General features: G+C 62.9%; 17 protein-coding genes. 3 read left to right on the forward strand and 14 right to left on the reverse strand.

Annotation, left to right across the window (positions count from 1 at the left end; all coding sequences use genetic code 11):
- Nucleotides 1-80: 80 nt before the first annotated feature.
- Complete coding sequence (gene mutS, locus L1P05_RS13810) at nucleotides 81-2,639, forward strand: DNA mismatch repair protein MutS (RefSeq protein ID WP_012849695.1); 2,559 nt, start codon at nucleotides 81-83, stop codon at nucleotides 2,637-2,639.
- Between the two features lie 52 nt (nucleotides 2,640-2,691).
- On the opposite strand, the gene rpoS is transcribed toward mutS, so the two are convergent.
- From rpoS to rppH, 10 genes are all read right to left on the reverse strand, one after another.
- Nucleotides 2,692-3,678 carry an RNA polymerase sigma factor RpoS gene (gene rpoS, locus L1P05_RS13815; protein WP_012849696.1) on the reverse strand — a complete coding sequence of 329 codons (987 nt, stop codon included), beginning with the start codon at nucleotides 3,676-3,678 and terminating at the stop codon, nucleotides 2,692-2,694.
- 51 nt (nucleotides 3,679-3,729) lie between these two features.
- Entirely contained in the window at nucleotides 3,730-4,668 is a 939-nt protein-coding gene (gene nlpD, locus L1P05_RS13820) for a murein hydrolase activator NlpD (RefSeq protein WP_078057757.1), read from the reverse strand.
- Between the two features lie 328 nt (nucleotides 4,669-4,996).
- Nucleotides 4,997-5,635 (reverse strand): protein-L-isoaspartate(D-aspartate) O-methyltransferase, encoded by a 639-nt coding sequence (locus tag L1P05_RS13825; protein ID WP_012849698.1) that lies wholly within the window; start codon nucleotides 5,633-5,635, stop codon nucleotides 4,997-4,999.
- Nucleotides 5,629-6,393, reverse strand: a complete 765-nt coding sequence (gene surE / locus L1P05_RS13830) for a 5'/3'-nucleotidase SurE (protein ID WP_012849699.1) — start codon at nucleotides 6,391-6,393, stop codon at nucleotides 5,629-5,631. Before surE ends, L1P05_RS13825 begins: the two co-directional genes overlap by 7 nt.
- A complete protein-coding gene (truD, locus tag L1P05_RS13835) occupies nucleotides 6,374-7,420 on the reverse strand; it encodes a tRNA pseudouridine(13) synthase TruD (protein WP_012849700.1) in 1,047 nt (348 codons plus the stop codon). Before truD ends, surE begins: the two co-directional genes overlap by 20 nt.
- Before the next feature lie 3 nt (nucleotides 7,421-7,423).
- Complete coding sequence (gene ispF / locus L1P05_RS13840; RefSeq protein WP_012849701.1) at nucleotides 7,424-7,897, reverse strand: 2-C-methyl-D-erythritol 2,4-cyclodiphosphate synthase; 474 nt, start codon at nucleotides 7,895-7,897, stop codon at nucleotides 7,424-7,426.
- A 3-nt stretch (nucleotides 7,898-7,900) separates the two neighbouring features.
- Complete coding sequence (gene ispD / locus L1P05_RS13845) at nucleotides 7,901-8,632, reverse strand: 2-C-methyl-D-erythritol 4-phosphate cytidylyltransferase (RefSeq protein ID WP_012849702.1); 732 nt, start codon at nucleotides 8,630-8,632, stop codon at nucleotides 7,901-7,903.
- Between the two features lie 53 nt (nucleotides 8,633-8,685).
- The gene (gene ftsB, locus L1P05_RS13850) at nucleotides 8,686-9,030 is read right to left on the reverse strand and encodes a cell division protein FtsB (RefSeq protein WP_012849703.1); all 345 of its coding nucleotides are present in this window, start codon (nucleotides 9,028-9,030) and stop codon (nucleotides 8,686-8,688) included.
- Between the two features lie 82 nt (nucleotides 9,031-9,112).
- Nucleotides 9,113-11,359, reverse strand: coding sequence for a phosphoenolpyruvate--protein phosphotransferase (gene ptsP / locus L1P05_RS13855; RefSeq protein ID WP_034167940.1), 2,247 nt, complete (start codon nucleotides 11,357-11,359; stop codon nucleotides 9,113-9,115).
- Between the two features lie 12 nt (nucleotides 11,360-11,371).
- Nucleotides 11,372-11,905 carry an RNA pyrophosphohydrolase gene (gene rppH, locus L1P05_RS13860; RefSeq protein WP_012849705.1) on the reverse strand — a complete coding sequence of 178 codons (534 nt, stop codon included), beginning with the start codon at nucleotides 11,903-11,905 and terminating at the stop codon, nucleotides 11,372-11,374.
- 690 nt (nucleotides 11,906-12,595) lie between these two features.
- Between rppH and mutH the strand changes: the two genes are divergently transcribed.
- Complete coding sequence (mutH, locus tag L1P05_RS13865) at nucleotides 12,596-13,282, forward strand: DNA mismatch repair endonuclease MutH (protein WP_015462249.1); 687 nt, start codon at nucleotides 12,596-12,598, stop codon at nucleotides 13,280-13,282.
- Between the two features lie 87 nt (nucleotides 13,283-13,369).
- On the forward strand, nucleotides 13,370-14,086 hold the full coding sequence (locus L1P05_RS13870) for a TerC family protein (protein ID WP_012849708.1): 717 nt from the start codon (nucleotides 13,370-13,372) through the stop codon (nucleotides 14,084-14,086).
- A 72-nt stretch (nucleotides 14,087-14,158) separates the two neighbouring features.
- Here L1P05_RS13870 and L1P05_RS13875 read toward each other — a convergent pair whose 3' ends face one another.
- From L1P05_RS13875 to aas, 4 genes are all read right to left on the reverse strand, one after another.
- Nucleotides 14,159-15,001 (reverse strand): hypothetical protein, encoded by an 843-nt coding sequence (locus L1P05_RS13875; protein ID WP_012849709.1) that lies wholly within the window; start codon nucleotides 14,999-15,001, stop codon nucleotides 14,159-14,161.
- 142 nt (nucleotides 15,002-15,143) lie between these two features.
- Nucleotides 15,144-16,580: an alkaline phosphatase gene (gene phoA / locus L1P05_RS13880; RefSeq protein WP_012849710.1), complete on the reverse strand. Its 1,437-nt coding sequence runs from the start codon at nucleotides 16,578-16,580 to the stop codon at nucleotides 15,144-15,146.
- A 120-nt stretch (nucleotides 16,581-16,700) separates the two neighbouring features.
- Nucleotides 16,701-17,891: a lysophospholipid transporter LplT gene (gene lplT, locus L1P05_RS13885; protein ID WP_012849711.1), complete on the reverse strand. Its 1,191-nt coding sequence runs from the start codon at nucleotides 17,889-17,891 to the stop codon at nucleotides 16,701-16,703.
- Nucleotides 17,884-20,043, reverse strand: coding sequence for a bifunctional acyl-ACP--phospholipid O-acyltransferase/long-chain-fatty-acid--ACP ligase (gene aas / locus L1P05_RS13890; protein WP_012849712.1), 2,160 nt, complete (start codon nucleotides 20,041-20,043; stop codon nucleotides 17,884-17,886). The genes lplT and aas overlap by 8 nt, the downstream gene beginning before the upstream one ends.
- Nucleotides 20,044-20,099 lie beyond the last annotated feature (56 nt).

Genomic DNA, 20,099 nt, shown 5'->3' on the forward strand with positions numbered 1-20,099 from the left:
GCCTGGGCATGCCCGGTCGCGGGCACACCTGTCCGCCGCTCTCCCGTCAGGCCGGTTCTATCACACGGATACGCAGACCTATGACCACCACGGACAATCTTGACGCTCACACCCCAATGATGCAGCAGTATCTGCGCCTCAAGGCGCAGCACCCCGACATCCTGCTGTTTTACCGGATGGGAGACTTTTACGAACTGTTTTATGACGATGCCCGCCGTGCGTCACAGCTGCTGGATATCTCCCTGACCAAACGCGGTGCCTCCGCCGGGGAGCCGATCCCGATGGCCGGCGTGCCTTATCACGCGGTAGAGAACTACCTGGCCAAGCTGGTGCAGCTGGGGGAGTCGGTGGCCATCTGCGAACAGATTGGCGATCCCGCCACCAGCAAGGGGCCGGTAGAGCGTAAGGTGGTGCGGATCGTGACGCCGGGCACCGTCAGCGATGAGGCGCTGCTCAGCGAGCGGCAGGACAACCTGCTGGCGGCGATCTGGCAGTCGCCCAACGGCTTTGGCTACGCCACGCTGGATATCAGCTCTGGACGCTTCCGCGCCGCTGAGCCGCAGGACGCCGATAGCATGGCCGCGGAGCTGCAGCGCACCAATCCGGCGGAGCTGCTGTATCCAGAAGAGTTTGCCGCCATGGCGCTGATCGAGCAGCGCCGTGGACTACGCCGCCGCCCGATGTGGGAGTTCGAGCTAGAGACCGCCCGCCAGCAGCTCAACCTGCAGTTCGGCACCCGCGATCTGAGCGGCTTTGGCGTCGAACAGGCTCCCCTGGCGCTGCGCGCCGCCGGCTGCCTGCTGCAGTATGCCAAAGACACCCAGCGCACCATGCTGCCCCATATCCGTGCCATCACCATGGAGCGCCAGCAGGACGGCATCATTATGGACGCCGCCACCCGCCGCAATCTGGAGCTGACCCAGAATCTGGCCGGTGGCCAAGAGAACACCCTGGCGGCGGTGCTGGACGCCAGCGTCACCGCGATGGGCAGCCGAATGCTCAAACGCTGGCTGCATATGCCGATCCGCGATCGCCAGGCGCTGCAGCGGCGTCAGGACGCTATCGAGGCGCTGCTGCCGCTGATTGATGAGCTGCAGCCCCTGCTGCGCCAGGTCGGCGATCTGGAGCGCATTCTGGCCCGACTGGCGCTGCGCAGCGCCCGTCCGCGCGATCTGGCGCGCATGCGCGTCGCCTTCCAACAGCTGCCAACCCTACAAACCCTGCTCGGCGAGCGCGGCGGTGAGGCGCTGGCGCCGCTGGCGCGTCAGGCGGGCCGCTTCGATGCCCTGTGCGAACTGCTGGAGCGGGCGCTGGTTGACACGCCGCCGGTGCTGGTGCGCGACGGCGGCGTGATCGCCAGCGGCTATCACGCCGAGCTCGACGAATGGCGTGCTCTGGCGGACGGCGCCAGCGACTACCTCGATCGGCTGGAGATCCGCGAACGTGAGAAGCTGGGGCTGGATACCCTGAAGGTCGGCTTTAACGCGGTGCACGGCTACTATATTCAGGTCAGCCGCGGACAGAGTCACCTGGTGCCTATCCACTACGTTCGCCGCCAGACGCTGAAAAACGCCGAGCGCTACATTATCCCCGAACTGAAAGAGTATGAGGATAAGGTACTGACCTCGAAGGGCAAGGCGCTGGCGCTGGAGAAGCAGCTGTATGACGAGCTGTTCGACCTGCTGCTGCCGCACCTGGCGGAGCTGCAGCAGAGCGCGACGGCGCTGGCCGAGCTGGACGTCCTGAGCGGCCTGGCCGAGCGGGCCGACCGCTACGGCTACGTCCGCCCACAGCTGAGCGAACGCGCCGGGATCAATATCGAAGAGGGGCGCCACCCGGTAGTGGAGCAGGTGCTCAAAGAGCCCTTTATCGCCAACCCGCTGACCCTATCCAGCGCACGGCGCATGCTGGTGATCACCGGCCCCAACATGGGCGGCAAGAGTACCTATATGCGCCAGGCGGCGCTGATCGTGCTGATGGCGCACATCGGCAGCTTTGTCCCGGCGCAGCGCGCCGTTATCGGCCCGGTCGATCGCATCTTTACCCGCGTCGGCGCCGCCGACGATCTGGCCTCCGGCCGCTCTACATTTATGGTGGAGATGACCGAAACGGCCAATATCCTGCACAACGCGACCGAGCACAGCCTGGTGCTGATGGATGAGATTGGCCGCGGCACCTCCACCTACGACGGCCTGTCGCTGGCCTGGGCCTGCGCCGAAAGCCTGGCCAGCCGCATCAAGGCGATGACGCTGTTCGCCACCCACTACTTTGAGCTGACCACCCTGCCGGAGAAGCTGGAGGGGGTCTACAACGTGCATCTGGACGCGCTGGAGCACGGCGAGACCATCGCCTTTATGCACAGCGTACAGGACGGCGCGGCCAGCAAGAGCTACGGGCTGGCGGTGGCCGCGTTGGCCGGGGTGCCGCGCGAGGTGATCAAGCGCGCGCGCCAGAAACTGCGCGAGCTGGAAACCCTGTCGCAGCACGGCAGCCAGAGCCAGGCAGACAGCGCTCAGCTACCGCTACTGGTCGAGGCGGAGCCGTCGGCGGCGCTGGAGGCGCTGACGGCGATCGATCCCGATGCGCTGACGCCGCGCCAGGCGCTGGACTGGCTCTATCGCCTCAAGGGGATGCTGTAGCGATAAAAAAAACGGTGAAGCAAGGCTTCACCGTTTTTTTTGACCGCATCGCTCAGCGGAACAGGGCTTCGATACTCAGCCCCTGCATCTGCAGGATCTCACGCAGGCGCCGCAGCCCTTCAACCTGAATTTGACGCACCCGCTCACGGGTCAGGCCAATCTCTCGCCCGACGTCCTCCAGCGTGGCGGCCTCATAGCCCAGCAGGCCAAAGCGGCGCGCCAGCACCTCGCGCTGCTTGGCGTTCAGCTCAAACAGCCACTTGACGATGCTCTGCTTCATGTCGTCGTTCTGGGTGCAATCCTCCGGCCCGCTTTCGTTCTCATCGGTCAGAATATCCAGCAGCGCCTTCTCCGAATCACCGCCCAGCGGGGTATCCACCGAGGTGATCCGCTCGTTAAGGCGCAGCATGCGGCTGACGTCATGCACCGGCTTCTCCAGCCGCTCGGCGATCTCCTCCGCGCTCGGCTCATGGTCCAGCTTATGAGAGAGTTCGCGGGCGGTACGCAGATAGACGTTAAGCTCTTTAACGATATGGATAGGCAGGCGAATGGTGCGAGTCTGGTTCATGATGGCCCGTTCAATGGTCTGACGGATCCACCAGGTGGCGTAGGTCGAAAAGCGGAAGCCGCGCTCCGGGTCAAACTTCTCGACCGCGCGGATCAGACCCAGGTTACCCTCTTCGATCAGATCCAGCAGCGCCAGGCCGCGGTTGCTGTAGCGACGGGAGATCTTCACCACCAGCCGCAGGTTGCTTTCGATCATCCGCTTACGCGATGCCTCATCCCCGCGCAGAGCGCGGCGAGCGAAGAAAACCTCTTCCTCTGCCGTCAGCAGCGGCGCATAGCCGATTTCGCCAAGATAGAGCTGCGTGGCGTCCAAAACGCGCTGTGAAACAGACTGAGACAGCAATTCATCATCGGTAATGTCATTTTCCATGGACTCTTCAACGAGGGCCTTCTCGTCAAAACCGTCCTCAACGCCATCCTCCAACTCGACTTCATCATGTAATTCGTTAACTTTCAGCGTAGTATGACTCATAGCTGTACCCTACCCGTGATTTGCGAGCAGGATACAGCGATCCTGCTCAAACTATCGCTGCGGCAGATATTGCAGCGGGTTTACGGATTTTCCCTTGTAACGAATTTCAAAGTGCAATCTAACTGAGCTGGCACCGGTACTGCCCATGGTGGCAATTTTTTGACCCGCCTTCACCTCTTGTTGCTCCCGGACCAGCATGGTGTCGTTATGGGCGTAGGCGCTCAGGTAATCATCATTATGCTTAATGATGATCAGGTTTCCATAGCCGCGCAGCGCATTACCGGCATAGACCACCCGCCCATCGGCGGTGGCCAGCACCGGCTGCCCACGCGAGCCTGCGATATCGATCCCCTTGTTGCCCCCTTCGGCCGACGAGAAGTTTTCGATAATCTTACCGTCAGTCGGCCAGCGCCAAGTCCCTACCGGCGCCGAGCTGGATGACGATGCGGAAACGGCGGGCGCAGCGCTTGCCGCCCCGGCTGCAGGCAACATTCTGCCTACATTCTGTTTACCCGAAGGGTCAGAATACGCGCTGGCTGATGTAGAATCAACATTCGTCGTCTGAATTTGTGCACTGCTTGGCTGAGCGGGAACAATATTATTGGAGGCCAACATACCGCCGCCGCTGCCACCGTTTCCACCGATGCGAATAACCTGCCCGACATTCAGGCTATAAGGCGCCTGAATATTATTGCGTGCGGCCAGATCGCGGAAATCGCTGCCGGTGATCCAGGCGATATAAAACAGCGTATCGCCGCGCTTAACGGTATAGGCTTCGCCGTTATAGCTCCCCTTGGGAATCGACTGGTAGCTGCGGTTATACACAATATGCCCGCTGGCATCCGTTTGCACATGACCGCCGGAAGAGAGCATGCGGCCGCCGCCCGAGCCATTTACAGAGCTTATCGGTGCGGAATTATCACTACTGCTACACCCCGCCAGCCACATTGTAACCAGCGTACACATCGCCACCCGGCGCCATTTAATCATTGGGCTTCCCATGCTCATGACTCCCCCATGACAGCATTCTTCTCTTAAATAAGTCATTCGATATACCCGGAAAACGCCGGATTAGCATCGGCCTGCGCTGGCCGAAAGGCATTGATATCGCTCAGCCAATTATTTTATTCATACCCTAAGGCAGGGATTGGACACTAAAAAGCGCCCGCAGGTCAAATACGGATTAAGTAAGAATTATCCCTATTCGCCTCGGCAGGACGCGCAGGGAAAGTCTACGGCGCGCTCCGCCGCCGATCATCCGTATCTCAGCATAACGGCAATTGCGCCGCCCTGCACGGCGAGGCGTGCCATTACCCCGTCAAGCCAGCTCGCCGCTCACCAGCGGGACAAAGCGCACCGGTTCGATCGATTCGACCAGGTATTCGTCGCCGCGCCGCTGGATACGCCGTAAAAACTGGGGCTGGGACTGCTCACCGACCGGCAGCACCAGGCGTCCCCCCTCGGCCAATTGCGCCAGCAGCGCCGGCGGGATCTCCGGGGCGGCGGCGGTCACAATAATGGCATCGAAGGGGCCGCGCGACGCCCAGCCCTGCCAACCATCGCCGTGGCGGGTCGATACATTGTGTAAATCCAGCTGCTTAAGACGCCGTTTAGCCTGCCATTGCAGGCTCTTGATCCGCTCGACCGAATAGACATGAGGCACCAGGTGCGCCAGCACCGCCGTCTGATAGCCGGAGCCGGTGCCGATCTCCAGCACCCGCGAGGCTGCCTGCAGCGCCAGCAGCTCGGTCATCCGCGCCACCATATAGGGCTGGGAGATGGTCTGTCCTAACCCTATCGGCAGCGCCGTGTTGTCATAGGCCTTATGGGACATGGCCTCATCGATAAAGCGTTCGCGCGGCACCGAGGCGATAGCCTTCAGCACCGCCTCATCGCGGATTCCCTGACGCATCAGCTGCTGGATCAGCAGCAGAACCCGGCGATCGACGTCTACCATGCCGCACCGCCCTTATCCACCCGGCCCAGCCACTCCGCCAACCGCTCACGCGCGCCGTGGGCGGTCAGATCCACCTGCAGCGGCGTCACGGAGATATAGCCCGCCGCCACGGCGGCGAAATCGGTCTCTTCGCCGGCGTCCTGTTTGGCCCCCGGCGGGCCGATCCACATCAGCGGCTTACCGCGCGGATCCTGCTGATGGATCACCGTCTGCGCTGGATGACGACTGCCGCAGCGGGTCACGCGCCAGCCGCGGATCGCCGCCAGCGGAACGTCCGGCACGTTCACGTTCAGGATGCGCCCGCTGCGCAGCGGCGCATCGGAGAGCATACGCAGCAGTCGGCAGGTCACCGCCGCCGCCGTGTCATAGTGGCGCTCGCCGTCCAGCGACACCGCCAGCGCCGGAAAGCCCAGATGACGCCCCTCCATCGCCGCCGCCACCGTGCCGGAGTAGATCACGTCGTCGCCCAGGTTAGGACCGGCGTTGATGCCGGCGATCACGATATCCGGGCGCGGGCGCATCAGCGCATTGACCCCCAGATAGACGCAGTCGGTCGGCGTGCCGTCGATCACGCTGATGTCGCCGTTGGCCAAGGTTTCGCTGCGCAGCGGTGACTCCAGCGTCAGGGCATTGGAGGCCCCGCTGCGGTTGCGGTTCGGGGCGACGACCTGCACCTGGGCAAACTCACGCAGCGCCGCCGCCAGCGTCTGAATACCGGGAGCCGTTACGCCATCATCATTACTCAGCAAGATCCGCATCGGGGTTTTCCTGACAGAACAGTTCACGCACCACGCTGGTGGCGAAACTACCGGCGGGCAGATCGAAGGTCAGCTCGACGGTGGCGTCATCCCACCAGTTCCAGGCCATCGCCTGCGGCTGCAGCAGCACCGCCCGGCGCGCCGGCTCTACCCGCTCTCGCGTCAGCAGGGCCTGCAGATCAGCATACTCAGACAGCACTCGACGTTCAAACTCCGCCGCATCGCCGCCGACGCCGCCGTCACCGTCGCCCGGCAGCGCCGCCGTAATGCGCAGTTCGCCGGCGTCCAGCCGCTGCTGCAGCGTCGCCAGCTCCGCCTCTTGGGCGACAAACCAACTGCCGCGCCCGGTCAGCTGCAGCGCGTCGCCAGCCAGGGCCCGAGAAAAACAGCCCGCCGCCAGCCGCTCGCTCACCAGCCGATTAAACAGCGCGCTGCGCGCCGCGGAGAGATAGAAGCCGCGCTTGGCACGCTCGTTAACCCGAATCTGATCGGCGGCCCAGCGACGCGCCTGCTGCAGGTTGTTGCCGCCGCGGCCAAAGCGCTGCTCGCCGAAATAGTTGGGCACGCCCTGTGCCGCCACCCGGCGCAGACGCTCTTCGACCTCGGCGCTATCGCTGATATGGCGCAGCACCAGGCGGAACTGGTTGCCACGCAGCGTACCGATACGCAGCTTCTTCCGATGACGGGTCACGGCCAGAACCTGGCACCCCTCCAGCACAAACTGGCTGAAGTCTGGGGTATCGCGCCCCGGCAGATGCAGGCAGAACCACTGCTCGGTCACCGCATGACGATCCTTCAGCCCGGCGTAGCTGACCGAGCGCGCGGCGATACGGGCAAAGCGAGCCAGGTTCTCCGCCACAAACTGGGTGTTGCACCCCTCTTTACGCAGGCGAACCAGCACATGCTCACCCTCGCCGTCCGGGGCGAATCCCAGATCCTCTGCGACAAAAAAATCCTCGGCGAAAGCCTTGAGCACTCCGGTCGCCGCCGGACGCCCGTGCAGATACTGCAGCGTGGAAAACTCCATCGATCACTCCTTGACCAGCAGGGCCACCGCTTCGCAGGCGATCCCCTCGCCGCGTCCGGTAAAGCCCAGCTTTTCAGTGGTGGTCGCCTTCACGTTGACATCATCGATCGGGCACTGTAAATCCTCGGCCAGAAACACCCGCATCTGCGGAATGTGCGGCGCCATCTTCGGCGCCTGGGCAATCAGGGTAATGTCCAGATTACCCAGACGGTAGCCCTTGGCGCGAATGCGACGGTATGCCTCACGCAGCAGCGCGCGGCTGTCCGCCCCCTTATAGGCGGGATCCGTATCCGGGAACAGCTTGCCGATATCCCCCAGGGCCGCCGCCCCCAGCAGGGCGTCGGTCGCCGCATGCAGGGCGACATCGCCATCGGAATGGGCCAGCAGCCCCTGTGGGTGCGCGATGCGCACGCCGCCGATAATCAGCGGCCCTTCGCCGCCGAAGCGGTGAACGTCAAAACCGTGACCAATTCTCATCGGTTATTGCTCCTGTGAGTGCGTCAAAGAGGCGTGGCGCGCCAGATAGAACTCTGCCAGCGCCAAATCCTCTGGACGGGTAACTTTAATATTGTCCGAACGCCCGCTGACCAAGCGGGGATGATAGCCGCAGTGCTCCAGCGCCGAGGCCTCATCGGTCACCGTCGCCCCCTCGCGCAGGGCGCGCTGCAGGCACTGGATCAGCAGCGCGCGGGGAAACAGCTGCGGCGTCAGGGCATGCCACAGATCCTGACGCGCCACCGTATGGGCGATCAGCGGGAGACCGGCTTCGGCCCGCTTCATCGTGTCACAGACCGGCGTCGCCAGTATCGCCCCCTGATGCGCAGCATCAACGCAGGCCATCAGGTGCGCCAGATCGTCGGGCCGCAGGCAGGGGCGCGCCGCATCGTGCACCAGGACCCAGTCGGCATCGTCGGCGGCCAGCAGCGCAGCCAGCACCGACTCGGCGCGGGTCGCGCCGCCCGTCACCCGGCTCACCCGCCGATCCGCCGCCAGCGGCAGCGCGTCAAAGCCGGTGTCCTGCGGGTGCAGCGCAACGATCGCCCGGCGCACCGCCGGATGGGCGAACAGCGCCGTCACGGCATGCTCCAGAATGGTCTTGCCATTCAGCGTGAGGTATTGCTTGGGAGTAGCGCGTTGCATCCGGCTGCCGATCCCGGCGGCCGGTACAATGGCGACAATGGACGGTACGTTAACGGAGTCGTTGTCGTTCATCGGTGAATTATCGTTATCGGATATGAAGGCATGGCGCGGGCCATGCAAAGAATTCAGTGACTCGCCGTCACTGACGGGTAGGACGCGGCTGGCTGGGTAGCCGTCCCCGCCGTACGGCGTTTGTTCTGATCGGGCACCAGGCGGTAGAAGGTCTCACCCGGTTTAATCATTCCCAGCTCATTGCGCGCGCGCTCTTCGATCGCCTCTTGGCCGCCGTTAAGATCGTCGATCTCGGCAAACAATTGATCGTTGCGCGATTTCAGCTTGGCATTATTCGCCAGCTGCGTCGCGACGTCCTGCTTCACCCGCATATAGTCATGGACGCCGTTTTTGCCGACCCACAGCGAATACTGCAGCCAGCCCAACAGCACCACCAATAATAGCGTCAGTTTACCCATTCACGCCCCCTGAAAAACCGCCCAATCATCCCATAACTTCCGTCAGGACTCCATCATGACGGCAAAATTCCCCGGACGCGCCCTACATCCCGCCGCGGATCAGACCACCGACGCCGCGCCGCTCCAAAAACGAGGCGGTGAGGTGACGCACCTCGGTCGATGAATGGGTCGCCACCATGCGGGCGGCCAGCCCTTCGACATCCTGCAGATCCAGGTGACGCAGCAGATACTTGATACGCGGCACGCTGTGGCCGTTCATGCTCAGCTGGCGAAATCCCAGCCCCACCAGCAGCAGCGCGCCCATCGGATCGCCGGCCATCTCGCCGCAGACGCTGACCGGCAGCCCCAGCTCGGCGCACTCGCGCACCACCTGCTGCAGCAGGCGCAGCATCGCCGGATGCAGGCCGTCATACAGCGCCGCCACCCGGGTATTGTTGCGATCCACCGCCAGCAGATACTGGGTCAAATCGTTGGTGCCGACCGAAATAAAGTCGACCCGAGAGGCCAGCCCCGACAGCATAAAGGCCAACGCCGGCACCTCCAGCATCACCCCGATGCGCGGGCGCGGCAGGGCATAGCCCAGCATCTCCTCAACCTCCCGCCCGGCGCGGTCGATCAGGCGACGCGCCTCATCCACCTCGGCCAGGGTGGTCACCATCGGCAGCAGGATCCCCAGGTTGCCGCTGGCCGCATTGGCGCGCAGCATCGCGCGTACCTGCACCAGAAAGATCTCCGGCTGATCGAGGGTGATCCGCAGCCCACGCCAGCCCAGACTGGGGTTCTCCTCGCTGATCGGCATATAGGGCAGCTGCTTGTCGGCGCCGATATCCAGGGTGCGCAGCACCACCGGCTTCGCCGGGTTGATCTGCAGCATGCCCTGATACTGTGCGACCTGCTCCTCCTCTGACGGGAAGCCGCTCTGCAGCATAAAGGGAATTTCGGTGCGATACAGCCCCACGCCGTCGACGCAGGCCTCCAGACGCTGCTCATGCTCCGCGCTCAGGCCGGCGTTCAGCAGCACAGCGATCCGTTCGCCGCTGCGCAGCTGCGCTGGACGATCCGACTCAGCCTCCGTCTTGCGGCTCAGCGCCTGCTCCTCGCTGATCAGGCGCTGGTACTCCTGCACCAGCACCGGCTCCGGCTCGACCAGCACCTCGCCACGGTAGCCGTCGATGATCAGCAGCCGCTCATGGAGCAGCGCAGGGCGAATATCGGCCCCCATCACCGTCGGCACGCCCATCGCGCGCAGGATGATCGCCGCGTGGGAGTTCGAGGCGCCGTCGCGCACCACCACCCCCAGCAGACAGGACTGCGGGATCTCCGCCAGCAGGGTCGGCGTCAGCTCATCGGCCACCAGAATAAAGCGCTCCGGCCACGGCGCCGGACCGATGGCGTTATCATCCAGATGAAACAGCAGGCGCTGCCCGAGCGCGCGCAAATCGCTGGCGCGGTCGCGCATATAGCTGTCCTGCAGGCTGGCGAACTGGTCGGCAAAGTGTTCGGTGACCTGCTTCACGGCCCATTCGGCCACCGCGCCGCCGTCGACGTGACGCATCAGCTCGCGCTTCAGACGCGGATCGTTGAGCAGGTGGGAGTAGAGATCGAAGATCGCCGCGCTCTCTTTCTGCGCGCTGGCGCCAAAGCGCTTGCTGTAGCGACGAAACTCGCTGGCCGCCTCCTCCAGCGCCCGCGCCAGTCGTTCACGTTCGCTGTCGGTATCCAGCGTGGAGGCCTCATAGACGTGCTCCAGCGCCGGCTGGCTGATATCCATCCATCCCTTGGCCACCGCGATGCCGGGTGCCGCGGCGATAGCGCGCAGGCGGTTCTGGCGCAAACGGCCAAACAGGCTATTGAGCTGGGTTTGTGACAGGATCCCGGCCAGCTGAGTCGCCAGGGTCACCAGAAAGGACTCTTCGACCTCATCAAACTGACGGGACGCACGCTGCTGTATGACCAGCACCCCCAGCAGCTGGCGGCGATAGATCATCGGCACGCCCAAGAAGGCGCGGTAGCACTCCTCGCGCACCTGCGGCAGGTATTTAAAGCTGGGGTGGCTGGGCGCATCCGCCAGGTTTACCGGCTCCGCCAGACGGCCCACGAGGCCGACGATCCCTTCGTCAAAAGAGAGCGCCACCACGCGACCGCGCGGCTTTTGCAGACCGCGGGTCGCCATCAGGTAGTAGCATTGACGATCGTTGTCGGCCAGGTAAACCGAGCAAACCTCCGTCTCCATCGCCCGACAGGTTTCGTCCACCAGCACATTCAGCGCGTCATTCAGGCTGGCGGCCGCAGCCACCTTCTCCACGATCTCGCGCAGGCGCGTAAGCATGATTACTGCCACTTAACCTCTTTTACGGCGATAGCCGGGAGACGAACGCCCCCCCTGGGCCACGCTCTCCTGCAATGACATGACAACGGATGAGAACTCCTTCATCACCCGGCGGTAAACATCGCGCTTAAACGACACTACCTGACGCACCGGATACCAATAGCTGACCCAGCGCCAACCATCAAACTCCGGCGTATTGCTGCGCTGCATATTGATCTCCGCCTCACTGCACAGCAGCTGCAGTAAAAACCAGCGCTGCTTTTGGCCGATACACACCGGCTTCGTATCCCAACGCACCAAACGTTTAGGTAATTTATAGCGTAACCAGTTACGGGTAGAGGCCAGAATTTTCACATCCTTACGTCCCAGCCCCACCTCTTCAAACAGTTCGCGGAACATCGCCTGCTCGGCGGTCTCCCCGGCGTTGATCCCGCCCTGCGGGAACTGCCAGGAGTTTTGCCCATAGCGACGTGCCCACAGCACCTGCCCCTGCCGGTTACAGATTACAATACCTACGTTCGGGCGGTAGCCATCATCATCGATCACCAGACTACCTCAATAAGCAAAATCGCAAGATGACATGATTGTTTCACACTCGCACCAAGCGGTAAACCATTGGCTCAACGCCGAGATTTCCCGCGCGTGCGCCGCATAATTTCGGGATAACTCACAGATAAATGCAAAGTTATAAACACACACGCGATAGCGAGGCGGCTTTTATTCACTTTTTCTGTGGATATATTTGTGTAGAAGTGTCTGGAAAGAGGGGTAAAACTTATCGCCACCGCCATAGCCACTCAACGCCACCACAAAATATTTCAATATCTTTCAATTAATTAATCAACAATCTCACCCTGTATACAGGATAAAAATGTGATCCATGCACGCTTAGGATCCCGCGCTGTCTAAAGATCGCGCAATGCCGATTTTATCCACAACATATCCGCAAAACTTGCACACTGCGGCAGCAATTTCGCAAAAAACCGCGTCCGTCAAGGCTGTAAATCAAACCAGTGTCCGCCGATAAAACGGGTTATCCAAAATATCTGTGGATAAATAGGTGTAAGATCCTGTTCATTGTCAGTGGCTAGTGGTGCACAATAGCAGATCCCGGTCCGGAGCGGGGAGAGCGTTATAAAAAATTTCATTATGAATCATAATATTATTTATAGCCTGCGCCGCTGTCGCCCGCGCTGTTGATAAGCCCTGAATGAGCGTACGTTTTTTAACCAGATGATGAACGAACCGTTTCCTCCCCACTCGCCGCCGGCGGATCGCCAGGCGCTGCTGCAGCGCGCCCTGCGTCTGGCCGGATACACCTATGCCGAGCTGGCCGCGCTGGCCGGCCTGACCATCCCGCGCGATCTGCGCCGTGATAAGGGCTGGGTCGGTCTGCTGCTGGAGCGCTGCCTCGGCGCCTGCTCGGGCAGTAAGGCGCAGCAGGACTTTCCTGCGCTGGGCGTCGAGCTGAAGAGTATCCCTATCGATGCCCAGGGACGGCCCCTGGAGACCACCTTTGTCTGCGTGGCTCCGCTGACGGGAAATACCGGGTTAACCTGGGAGCACTGCCATCTGCGCCGCAAGCTGCAGTGCGTACTGTGGATCCCGGTAGAGGGGGAGCGTCAGATCCCGCTGGCCGAGCGCCGAGTCGGCGCCCCGCTGCTGTGGACCCCCTCTGCGCAGGAGGAGCTGGCGCTGCGGCGGGACTGGGAGGAGCTGATGGATCTGATCGTGCTGGGGCGGGTTGAGTCGATCACCGCCCGCCACGGCGAGGTGCTGCAGCTGCGTCCCAAGGCGGCCAACAGCCGGGCGCTGACCGAAGGCATCGGCCAACGCGGCGAACCGATAATGACCCTGCCGCGCGGCTTCTATCTGAAAAAGAACTTCACCGCGGCGCTGCTGGCCCGCCATTTTCTGCTGTAAATGTTGTTTTACGCCCCGCGAGCGCTGCGCAGCGGGACACTCTCGGTGTATAATTCCCGTTTATGATTTGTTTAGGTATTTATCTCTATGTTTGCGTGGATTGCCGATCCTAACGCCTGGCTGGCGCTGGGGACCTTAACGATTCTGGAAATCGTTCTGGGCATCGATAACATCATCTTCCTCTCCCTGGTCGTGGCGAAGCTGCCCAAGAAACAGCAAAACAAAGCGCGCCGCATCGGCCTGCTGGCCGCCATGGGGATGCGCCTGTGCCTGCTGGCCTCGATCGCCTGGGTAGCCCACCTGGTGCATCCGCTGTTCAACCTGTTCGGCCACGCGGTCTCCGCCCGCGATCTGATCCTGCTGCTCGGCGGGCTATTCCTGATCTATAAGGCCAGTAAAGAGGTGCACGAGACCATCGAGGGCAGCAACGATAACCATGCTACCCACGTGCACTCGTTTATGGGGGCCATCGTGCAGATCATGATGCTGGATATCATCTTTAGCCTGGACTCCGTGATCACCGCCATTGGCCTGTCCGATCACCTGTTCATCATGATGGCAGCGGTGATCATCGCCGTGGGCGTGATGATGTTCGCCGCCCGGCCGATCGGCGAGTTTGTCGCCCGCCATCCGTCGGTCAAGATGCTGGCGCTGGCCTTCCTGATCCTGGTGGGCTTCACCCTGATCCTGGAAAGCTTTGCGGTACACGTCCCCAAAGGCTATATCTACTTCGCCATGTTCTTCTCCATGGCGGTGGAAAGCCTCAATCTGGTCCGTAACAAAAAGGCCAGCGACGGCGAATAAGCCGCGCGACACCAACGACAGAGGGGCGTAAACGCCCCTCTGCTTATCCCACCGATTCCCCGTCCGTACGACTCACTCCACACAGTCCCTGCGATTCAGCACCAGAATGCGCTCCTCCTGATGCACCCGGTAGACATACATCACCTTCATGCCGAACTGACGCACGCCGCGTTCGTGGCAGTGCTGAAGAAAGTCGCTCAGGGCGTGACGGCGCAGAGATGCCTCGCTGGCCGCCTCTCCCTCCAGACGCACGCGGTAGACAAACACCAGCGTACGCCCCTCTAGGCGCACCCGCCGCAGCCAAATCCCGGGGGCATTCGGCGTTTCGGCAACCGTCAGGTGCTGATAACGTCCCAGCATCTGGCGGCGGTACTCGATCCACAGCAGTGGATTCTCTCGCTTTTTATCCAGCCAGCGCAGGGCAAAGCCGCTGCTGAAGCTGCTTATCAGCAGCGCCAGCAGCATCAATACCAGCACCGGCCGCCAGCCGCGCCGCGCCAGCCACAGCGGCCGCACCGCGCCCCGCGCCTGGCGTTGGCGCTGCGTCGTCGCGATGGCGCCAAACAGGAAAAACAGGACAAACAGGAAGCTGATCGCCAGATTAAAGGCGGTTCCCCGTAGAAACAGATACAGCAGCAGCGCATTAAACCCAATCAGCAGTGCCCAGGCGCAGATGCGCGGAAAACGCAGCATCCCCAGCAGCAGCAGCAAAGTCACCGGCCCCAGATAGACCCCGGCCAGCATATAGGTGCGCTCTTTAAAATCACCGGGGAACATCAGCACCATCATTAACGTCAGCAGGACGCTGCTGGCCGCCGCCATGACGCCGCACAGCTGATAAAAGCGTAGATGTTCATCCAGCTCAGCATCGACGTCGTCGTCCGCACCGGGCGAAACAGGATGTTTTATGAACATATTTAATTAGATGTGTAAATAAATGCACATAAAACATACCATAAGAATAATAAATAGTTCACTGATACTTTTATGCGTTAACCGGGATAAAAAAAGCGGCCCGGGCGACAATAGCTCCCGGGCCGACGATCTCGGTCACGGCTTAGGGGGCGGTTTTCAGTCCCAGCGCGTCGCGCAGGGTAAAGAACAGATCGGTCTGATCCGTCAGGCCAACCACGTTGGCTCCGTGGGGACCGTAGGCGGCGATGCGCAGCTGAGAGCCGGTATGCTCCTGGCTATCCGCCTCTTCTGCGGTGCCGTAGCTGATGGTCATCGGTACCCCATCCTGGGTGATCAGCGTCTGCGTCAGCCCCGGCGCCTTGGCGTCGTTGGGCACGATCTGGCTGGTGTGGGCGTGGTCGGCCGTGACCACCACCAGGGTGTTGCCATCGCGGCGGGCGAACGCCAGCGCCTTCTGCACCGCCTCATCCAGATCGACCGTCTCGCCAAACTGACCGCACGGATTCGCGGCGTGATCCTGTTTATCGATCGATGCCCCCTCAACCTGCAGGAAAAAGCCGTTGGGATTCTTGCTCAGCAATGAGATGGCCTTCTCGGTCATCTGCGCCAGGCTCGGCTGGCTGTCGCTGCGCTGCGGGTTCGGCTGACAGGTCACCGGCGCCTGCTGGTTGCCGTGCCGCGTGGCCTTGGGCCCCAGCCAGCGCACCGGCATGTTGCCCTCGGCGAACAGGCCCAGCAAAGGACGCCGATCGTCGGCCTCCGTGACGGCGTTCATCTCATCCAGATTGCTGACGATGTGATAGCCCTGCGCCTGCTGGAGCAGGGTCTTCCCCTTAAATGCCCCCGCGCTCACCGTCTGCGCAAGGGTCTTCGCCCCGCCGCCCAGCGTCACATCGGCGCGCGCCTTCAGCATCTGCTCGGTGATCGATCCGGCGCCGCCGTTATCCAGGGCGTTCTCCGGGCACGTCGCCAGGGTCTGCTGCGGACCATAGCATTTGCGTCCGCTGACGTGGGCGAACATCGCCGCCGGCGTGGCGTCCTGCAGCTCCGCAGTCGAGACGTTTCCGGTCGCCTTGCCCGCCGCGCGCGCCAGCTCCAGCAGCGTCGGGTGGGACTTGCCCGTCACATCGATGCCCAAGGCGCCGTTATAGGTCTTTACCCCGCTGCTCCAGGCGGTCGCCGAGGCCGCCGAGTCGGTGACATAGTTCGGTCGGTGGGTTTGGCGATCCAGCGAATAGTGCGTGTACTGCCCGGTCAGCGGCAGGGCATCGATACCGCGCAGCATTCCGCCCGCGCCGGCCGCATAGTTACGGGCGGCGGTGATCTCCGCATCCCCCATGCCATCGCCGATCAGCAGGATCACGTTCTTGGCCGGACGGGCGCTCAGCGACGCCTGCAGCGCCGCGGTCTGATCGCCGAGCAGACGGCGAGCGCCGCCCCGCTGGGTAATATCGCCGCGCGCGGCGCGTTCGGTCAGCACCTGCTCTGCGCTCGGCGCAGCGGGCGCGGCCTGCAGCGGCAGGGCCAGGCTAAGAGAAAGCATCAGTAAAGAAAGGGAGAAAGGGGTATGGCTCGCCATGATAAGACTCCGTGTCCAAGAGGAAAATCGATCAATTAATGAATGAATTGGCACGAAGTATAAGGAGAGATAATGTCGGTTAGGTGACACTCCGGTGAAGGCTGAATGACAGGCGGCGCCTCAGCGCCGCCCCCAGCGCCAAACCGCGACGATCGCCAGGGCAAACAGCAGGCCAAAGCCCGCGCCGGCCGCCACCACCGGCACCCCGCAGCGAATCGCGGCGGAATAGCACGCCAGCATCAGCAGCATGGCGCCATTCTCCCCCAGATTCTGCACCGCGATCGCGTGGCCGGCGCCTACGCTTTCGCGCCCGCGCTGCTGCAGCAGCGCGTTGAGCGGAACCACGAAAAAGCCGCCGCACACCCCGACCAGCAGCAGCAGCGGGTAGGAGAGCGCCAGGCTGTGCTGCAGGGAGAACAGCAGCACCAGCAGGCCTATCAGGATCCCCGCGGGCATGCAGCGCTGCGCCGTGCTCAGGGTGACCAGCCGCCCCGCCGCCGCCGCCCCGATCACGATGCCGATGGCCACCATGGCGTTCAGCAGCGTCGGGGTGGTGTTATCCGCCACGCCGAGCACCGTCGGCACCCACAGCACCAGCAGAAAGCGCAGGGTCACCCCGGCGCCCCAGAAGAGGCTGGTTCCCACCAGCGAAAAGCGGGCCTGCGGATGACGCCACAGGGTACGGCAGGCCGCGCTAAACTCCGCCAGCATCGCGCCCGGTCGCCACGCCTCAACCCGGCGCGCCGGCGCGAGGCGTGGAATATACAGGTTGGCGATCAGCGCCGCGGCATAGATCAGCGCACAGATAGCCAGCGCCGCGCTGACATGCCAGTCGGCCAGCATGCCGCCGGCGACCGATCCGGACAGGATCGCCGCGATCGTCGACGCCTCCAGGACGCCGTTGGCCTTCACCAGGCGACCGCCGTCCGTCAGCTCGCCCAGGATCCCATACTTGGCCGGAGAGTAGGCCGCCGCGCCAATCCCGACCAGGGTATAGCCGACAAAGGGATTCACCCCGAGACAGATCAGCAGCGCCCCCAGCAGCTTGAGGGCGTTGGCCCCCATCATCACCCGCCCTTTGGCAAAGCCGTCGGCCAGGTGTCCGACAAAGGGGGCAAACACGATATAGGCCGCAACAAAGGCCATCTGCAGCGCCGGCTGACTCCACTGCGGGAAATGCAGCCCCTTCAGCAGCGCCAGCGTCACAAACAGCAGGGCATTGTCGCCAAACGCAGAGAAAAACTGCGCCACAACAACCGCTCGCATTCCCCGTCCGCGCTCACCGACGGAGGCGCGCTGTGTCTCATCCATTCACGCTATCCTCAGACTCCGCCATACGGCGTAGCGTTACAAAATCCACCTTGCCGCTGCCCAACAGCGGCAGGGCCTTCAGGTAGCGAATATCCCGCGCCACCGCCAGCTCTGGGGCACCGCTGGCGCGGGCCGCCGCCAGCAACTGCTCCCGCCCCAGTTCGGCATCGGTGGTAAACAGCACCAGTGCCTCCCCCTTGAGCCGATCGCTTCGCGCGCTGGCGGCATGTTCGCCCTGCGGCGACGCCGCACGCGCCAGCTGTTCAACCCGCTCCAGCGACACCATTTCGCCGGCCAGTTTGGCAAACCGTTTAAGGCGTCCGACAATCGTGCAGTAGCCCTGTGCATCCAGCGTCACAATATCGCCGGTATCGTACCAGCCCGCCTCCATCTCACCCTGTGCGTTCGCCGCCTGCGGCGGCAGCAGAACCCCCGGCGCCTCGACCCGCAGGTAGCCTTTCATAATATTGGGGCCACGCAGCTGCAGACAGCCACCCTGCGCGATCCCCGCCACCGGGATCAGCCGCGCCTCCATTCCCGGCAGAATGCAGCCGACGCTGCCGATGCGCGTCGCCATCGGCACATTGATCGCCACCACCGGCGCACATTCAGTCACCCCGTATCCCTCAAGAATACGGATGCCAAACTTCTCAAACCACAGCCGCGCCGTCTCCGGCACCAGCTTCTCTGCGCCGGCAACCACATAGCGCAAACGGGCAAAGTCATAGGGATGAGCGAAGCGCGCGTAGTGCCCCAGGAACGTCGAGGTCGCGAACAGCACGGTGCAGTTTCGGTCATACACCATCTCCGGCACCATACGGTAGTGCAGCGGGCTGGGGTACAGAAAGACCCGGCTGCCGCACAGCAGCGGCGTCAGCAGCCCCACCGTCAGCCCGAAGGCATGAAACAGCGGCAGCGCCGACATAAAGCGATCGCGCGGGGTAAAGTCCGCTACGCAGCGGATCTGCTCCACGTTGGCCAACAGGCTGCGGTGAGAGTGTACCACCCCTTTAGGCGCGCCCTCTGAACCGGAGGTAAACAGGATCAGCGCCGCATCGTCAGGCTGGCGCGGCAGCATCGCGCCCTCGGGTCGCAGCAGGTACCGCAGCACCCAGAGCTTATCCCGCCACCCTAGCGTATCCCGCAGATCCTCCAGGTAGATCCAGCGTGCGCCGTCCACCTGCTGCGGCAGCTGCTCCAGGCGCGCCTTCTGCAAAAACTGTCGCGAGGTGACCACGGTCTCGATCCCGGCGGCCAGCAGGGCGTTGCGCAGCCCGGCGGCGCCGGCGGTGTAGTTCAGCATCGCCGGCACCCGATTGCGCAGCGTCGCGCCGAGGATCGTCGCCGCCGTGACGGTGGCGTTGGGCAGCAGCATACCGACGTGCTCATCCTCGCGGGTAAAGCGCTGCAGGATCCGGCTGACGGCGAGGCTCTTTTTCAGCAGCCCGCGGTAGCTGTCCTCACGCAGGTTAATGTCATCGATCGCCCGGCTGCTCGCCCCATAGCGCCGCATCGCCGCCAAATAGGCGGCAAACAGCGTGGTCATCGGCTGCGCCTCCAGACGCGCGCGCATCATAATGGCGTGCAGACGTTCACCGGCCAGCAGGCGCCGCTCGCGCGCCCGCGCGGCCTGCGGCATCGCCAGATGCGTCACCGGCAGTAGATGAAGGGAGAGCGGCGGTAGCAGGCGCAGACGAAACAGCCCCTTCAAACGACCAAAGTGGCTGAACTCAGCGCCCTCGATGCGCACCGGCAGCAGGGCTGCGCCGGAGCGGGCCGCCACAAACGCCGCGCCGTCATAGACCTTCATCAGCGAGCCGGTCACGGTGATACGTCCCTCGGGGAAGATCACCACCGGCCTGCCCTGCTCTACCAAGCGGATCAACCGTTTGATCGCCATCGGCTTGCGCGGATCCAGGGCGACGATATCGACAAAGCGCCCGACCAGGCGCATCAGCCAGCTGTCGGCTATCGAACTGTAGACGGCAAACACCGGCCTAACCGGCAGATACAGCGTCAGCAGAACGCCATCCAAGAAGGAGACGTGGTTGGGAACGATCAGCAGCTTCGGGTGATCGAAACGCTGATCGAAGCCGGTCAGACGAAGACGGAACAGCGTTTTCAGCAGCGCGCCGATGAATCGGTACAGCATGGACATCTCCCTATGTGCGGCAGAATAGCGCGGCTAGCATACTACCCCATGCCAGA

Source organism: Edwardsiella piscicida (assembly GCF_021733145.1).
GTDB classification, from domain to species: Bacteria; Pseudomonadota; Gammaproteobacteria; order Enterobacterales; family Enterobacteriaceae; genus Edwardsiella; species Edwardsiella piscicida.

Excerpts from the sequence above, each read along its gene's own strand:
- L1P05_RS13870 (WP_012849708.1), top strand. The coding sequence starts at position 13,370 with ATGTTTGCGTGGATTGCCGATCCTAACGCCTGGCTGGCGCTGGGGACC.
- truD (WP_012849700.1), bottom strand. The coding sequence starts at position 7,420 with ATGGAGTTTTCCACGCTGCAGTATCTGCACGGGCGTCCGGCGGCGACC.
- lplT (WP_012849711.1), bottom strand. The coding sequence starts at position 17,891 with ATGGATGAGACACAGCGCGCCTCCGTCGGTGAGCGCGGACGGGGAATG.
- aas (WP_012849712.1), bottom strand. The coding sequence starts at position 20,043 with ATGCTGTACCGATTCATCGGCGCGCTGCTGAAAACGCTGTTCCGTCTT.
- L1P05_RS13825 (WP_012849698.1), bottom strand. The coding sequence starts at position 5,635 with ATGGTAGACGTCGATCGCCGGGTTCTGCTGCTGATCCAGCAGCTGATG.
- nlpD (WP_078057757.1), bottom strand. The coding sequence starts at position 4,668 with ATGATTAAATGGCGCCGGGTGGCGATGTGTACGCTGGTTACAATGTGG.
- ptsP (WP_034167940.1), bottom strand. The coding sequence starts at position 11,359 with ATGCTTACGCGCCTGCGCGAGATCGTGGAGAAGGTGGCTGCGGCCGCC.
- ispD (WP_012849702.1), bottom strand. The coding sequence starts at position 8,632 with ATGAACGACAACGACTCCGTTAACGTACCGTCCATTGTCGCCATTGTA.
- ftsB (WP_012849703.1), bottom strand. The coding sequence starts at position 9,030 with ATGGGTAAACTGACGCTATTATTGGTGGTGCTGTTGGGCTGGCTGCAG.
- mutS (WP_012849695.1), top strand. The coding sequence starts at position 81 with ATGACCACCACGGACAATCTTGACGCTCACACCCCAATGATGCAGCAG.
- ispF (WP_012849701.1), bottom strand. The coding sequence starts at position 7,897 with ATGAGAATTGGTCACGGTTTTGACGTTCACCGCTTCGGCGGCGAAGGG.
- surE (WP_012849699.1), bottom strand. The coding sequence starts at position 6,393 with ATGCGGATCTTGCTGAGTAATGATGATGGCGTAACGGCTCCCGGTATT.
- phoA (WP_012849710.1), bottom strand. The coding sequence starts at position 16,580 with ATGGCGAGCCATACCCCTTTCTCCCTTTCTTTACTGATGCTTTCTCTT.
- L1P05_RS13875 (WP_012849709.1), bottom strand. The coding sequence starts at position 15,001 with ATGTTCATAAAACATCCTGTTTCGCCCGGTGCGGACGACGACGTCGAT.
- rpoS (WP_012849696.1), bottom strand. The coding sequence starts at position 3,678 with ATGAGTCATACTACGCTGAAAGTTAACGAATTACATGATGAAGTCGAG.
- mutH (WP_015462249.1), top strand. The coding sequence starts at position 12,596 with ATGAACGAACCGTTTCCTCCCCACTCGCCGCCGGCGGATCGCCAGGCG.